The organism is Enterobacter asburiae, assembly GCF_008080435.1.
Lineage (GTDB): Bacteria > Pseudomonadota > Gammaproteobacteria > Enterobacterales > Enterobacteriaceae > Enterobacter > Enterobacter asburiae_C.
Genome location: NZ_VRKN01000045.1, coordinates 1 through 3,686, shown reverse-complemented (window position 1 = coordinate 3,686; position 3,686 = coordinate 1). Strand labels below are relative to the sequence as shown.

The 3,686-nt window shown below is 51.8% G+C and carries 4 protein-coding genes and 2 pseudogenes; 3 read left to right on the top strand and 3 right to left on the bottom strand.

The window, feature by feature from the left end; translation table 11 throughout:
- Window positions 1-383: 383 nt before the first annotated feature.
- The gene (locus FU672_RS24660; protein WP_000780222.1) at window positions 384-665 is read right to left on the bottom strand and encodes a helix-turn-helix domain-containing protein; all 282 of its coding nucleotides are present in this window, start codon (window positions 663-665) and stop codon (window positions 384-386) included.
- Entirely contained in the window at window positions 646-975 is a 330-nt protein-coding gene (locus FU672_RS24655) for a type II toxin-antitoxin system RelE/ParE family toxin (protein WP_000493286.1), read from the bottom strand. Before FU672_RS24655 ends, FU672_RS24660 begins: the two co-directional genes overlap by 20 nt.
- A gap of 670 nt (window positions 976-1,645) precedes the next feature.
- On the opposite strand from FU672_RS24655, the pseudogene FU672_RS24650 reads away from it, so the two are divergent.
- Window positions 1,646-2,195: pseudogene (locus FU672_RS24650) on the top strand (recombinase family protein).
- A 22-nt stretch (window positions 2,196-2,217) separates the two neighbouring features.
- A pseudogene (locus tag FU672_RS24645) lies at window positions 2,218-2,796 on the top strand (transposase family protein); the annotation flags it as partial.
- A gap of 40 nt (window positions 2,797-2,836) precedes the next feature.
- Here FU672_RS24645 and tnpA read toward each other — a convergent pair.
- On the bottom strand, window positions 2,837-3,217 hold the full coding sequence (gene tnpA, locus FU672_RS24640; RefSeq protein ID WP_148245213.1) for an IS66-like element accessory protein TnpA: 381 nt from the start codon (window positions 3,215-3,217) through the stop codon (window positions 2,837-2,839).
- A 91-nt stretch (window positions 3,218-3,308) separates the two neighbouring features.
- Between tnpA and FU672_RS24635 the strand changes: the two genes are divergently transcribed.
- Window positions 3,309-3,542, top strand: a complete 234-nt coding sequence (locus FU672_RS24635; protein ID WP_148245212.1) for a hypothetical protein — start codon at window positions 3,309-3,311, stop codon at window positions 3,540-3,542.
- The last annotated feature ends 144 nt before the right edge of the window (window positions 3,543-3,686 follow it).

The following is a 3,686-nucleotide window of genomic DNA, read 5'->3' as shown; positions in this document are numbered from 1 at the left end:
AGAAGAAACAGGACGCTCAGATTACAAACAGGCCAGAGTAATTGTCGCGATGCGGACGGGGTAATTGTCGCCTAATATTCTGCGATTCCTGCGTGAGCTGTAGCGCTCTCACATAACTTTGGCGGGTTCCCGCTTACAACCCTGGGTCGGCGATTTTGGCGGAGAACACCTATGCCGATATACAAATAGCATTGAAGACGGCATATTTTCTCAAATCTAAGGAATATCAGCGAAAAGTGACAGACGTGACAAAATTTTGGACGGTTCCCGCTTACACCCCCTATTTGTTATATAGAAATCGTGGATTTAACATAAAAGGCATTTGGCGAACCAAATTTTGGGACTGACCGAAACAAAAAGGCCAGCCCCGGAGGGCTGGTTGTTCAGTACAGGGCAATGACAGGTTTCTTGATGCCGCAGGCGTGAGCGTAGCGGGTCAGTGTATCGATGCTGGCTTTGGTGATGTTGTTTTCCAGGCGGGAAATAACCGGAGGTGTAACCCCCATGCGTTCAGCAACCTGCGCTTTTGTCAGGTTGTCATGTTTACGCCATTCCGCAAGTAGCTCTCTGAGCTTCTCCTTGCGTTCTTCTTCCTGCCATGCAGCGCGATATTCATCGTCCTGCATCCACTCGTTATGCAGTTCTTTATGGCTTACCAGTTTCATTAAGTACCTCCGCTAACCGCTTTTTGGCGAGATCGATTTCTTTCGCTGGCGTTTTCTGTGACTTCTTGATGAAAACCCGGAGCATGATGATGGTGTTGCCTTTGTGGTATACCCAGATGCCCCTGGCTATGTCCGTCCCCATCGTGCGGATCTCAAAAAGTCCGTCGCCCAGGGGCTTCGTGTCCGGCTCCCGCAGTAATCGGGCGTCATACTCCAGTTTGCCGATGAGACGGTCAAACTTCACCCTGATTTTTACGGGTAATGCTGTGGCTTCTTCCCTGGCTTCCGGGTGATAAACGACGCTAAACATATGACCTCCCATTTCCATTAATATTAACCTATAGGCTAATTTCAGGCAAGGTAAAATTAACCTGTAAGCTAATATTGTTGGCAGTTATCGCGGTACCTGGTCACTACCCTGTTAGCGTGAGTTTTCGTTCCATTGAGGAACGGGGATTGATGCGCGTCAGCGCATGTAGGCGGCAAGATGAAATGACAGGTAGCACTGAGGGTTAGCCGCCGATACCAATGAGGGATCGAAAGGGATCGACTATCCATCCCTTACCCTACAAAGCCATAACCCGCTAAAAGCGGCTCAGGGGCTTCTGTGCGCGGTCGGAGTGGTCACAACAAGGCGAAGCCGCAGTTGGGGCGTATCTCCGCGTTATCGGGTCGTTAGAGCCGCTTACGAGCGTGTAGGCAAAACGTTCAGCGATATTTACTGACGCATCCGGCATGGCCGGATTTGTCTAATCCCTCAAGGGCTAACAGGCGAGCTGTTAGCCCTTGAGGGATTCCGATCTGAATGCCCCATGCTTTAGCGTGGGGAGCTACTTCTGAGGCGCTCGCGCCGATGCTGTTCGGTTACCCAAAACAAACAATTCTGTGAGACAGTTTTTCTGTCTCATTTGGGATGTTTTTGTCTCATCCTGGTGTTACGTTTTCACCATCCAGAGTTAAATGAGACAGTTTTCATCATTATGGCGCTTTACGGCTACGCCCGCGTATTAACCAGTGACCAGGATCTTACCCTGCAGACACAAATTCTCCGCGCTGCCGGTTGTGAAATCATTCGTGCAGAAAAAGTCAGCGGAAACAGCCGGACCGGAAGGAGCGAGTTGCAGCTGTTGCTGGAGTTCCTGCGCCCCGGTGATACGCTGATGGTGACCCGCGTGGATCGCCTGGCCCGCAGCATTAAGGACCTGCAGGATATCGTGTACGCCCTGAATCAGCAGGGCGTAACGCTCAGGGCAACAGGACACGCGTTCTGCCGCAGGCAAAGCCTTCCTCGATATGCCGGGTGTTTTTGCTGAGTTTGAAACCAACCTTCGACGGGAGCGCCTGATGGATGGGATTGCTGCGGCGAAAGCGCGGGGCGTGTACCGGGGAAGAAAGCCCTCAATAGACCCTGCAGAGGTCTGGCGTCTGTACACCACGGAGAAGATGGGGGCCACGGCCATAGCCCGCCAGCTCGGGATCGGGAGGGCGTCAGTCTACCGGGCGCTGGAAAACTACGAGCAGCCGGCGTAGTAGTGCCACCCCGGCTGACTCCCTGTTGCAACTGCGGCAACGGCTCGATCGCCTGCCGCCAAAAAGCTCTGAACGGGCCACCTGGATTGCCGCAGCCGCTCAGTTGTATGGTATTTCAGTCACGACGGTCTATCGCGCCCTTCGCCTGATTCTCAGACCACGCACAGCTCACCGCCGCGATCATGGTCAGCACCGGATACTTCCCTCGTCGGAACTGGAACATTACTGTGAACTGATTGCCGCGCTGAAACTGCGAACGACGAATAAATCCGGTCGCCATCTGTCAACCGGGCGGGCAATACAGTTACTGGAAGAGCACGGAGTCGAGACGATTCAGGGACTGATAAAAAGTCCCAGGGGTTTGCTTCGTAAGCAGACCGTTAATCGCTGGCTTTCCCGCTGACGTCTCGACCAGCACCGCCTGTTACGGGAGCCTCCGGCGGTAAGATTTCAGGCTGAAAACAGCAATGACTGCTGGCCGTTTGATATGTCACCGTCCGATCTCAAACATATTGAACGCCCTGACTGGGTAGATCCTGCTCGTGGCGAACCTGCTCTGTTGCTGTTCAGCGTGGTGGATGACCGGAGTGGTGTCGCATACTAGGAAACCAGCCATATTTTGGTGCCTGCTGGTAACGGGATCACTGTTTGAGCTCCTGTATCAGCAGAGTCAGGAGGTTTTCGCTGACAGTGCGGGTGAGGCGAAGTGTTCCGTGCGGGAATGTTACCTCACAGCTGATACTGAGGGCCTCAGGGTTCTCTGCGTGCGGTTCTGACTGTACGGCGGTGGCATCGAGAGCCACAGGAAGTAGCTGAGGGCTCTCAGAGGAAGGTAACAGCCGCTTTCCCTCGCGCCACTGCTGGCGCCATTTAAATAACAGATTGGCATTGATGCCGTTTTCAAGTGCCAGTTTTGATATCGACACGCCGGGTTCACAGGAAGCCACAACGAGCTGCTGCTTAAATTCGGGAGGATAATTAGGGCGGTCTTTACGCCTGCCGGGAGTTACATTTTTCTGCATACCTGACACTTCGGTTCCCACTACAAAATTGAACTGCGCCCCAAAAGTTAGACACTGGATCGAAGTCCGAGGGCGTATGGCATAATTTTCATTGAAATTCAAACAGGATGTCTGGAACGAAATAGAATGCTGGCTGAAAGATGAACCGCAACTGGGTAGCACCGAATTGCTTCTAAAACTTGAAAACACACATCCGGGTAAATTCACAGAAGGCCATCGCAGAACGCTGCAACGCAGATTACAGAAATGGCGGGTCAGGGTGGTAAAAGAACTGGTCTATGGAACCCGTGCTGATGGTAACATTTTAGCTGAAGCAAGAAAGTAACATTAACTGGTGAGGCAACACGGTGGACGGGGTAATTTTCGCCTAATATAAGGCTATTTACCTAATATTTAAACACTGCAGATAATAATGACATTTATATTCCACAAAGGGTGTTAATTTTAGAGTGGAAAAACAAAAATGCAA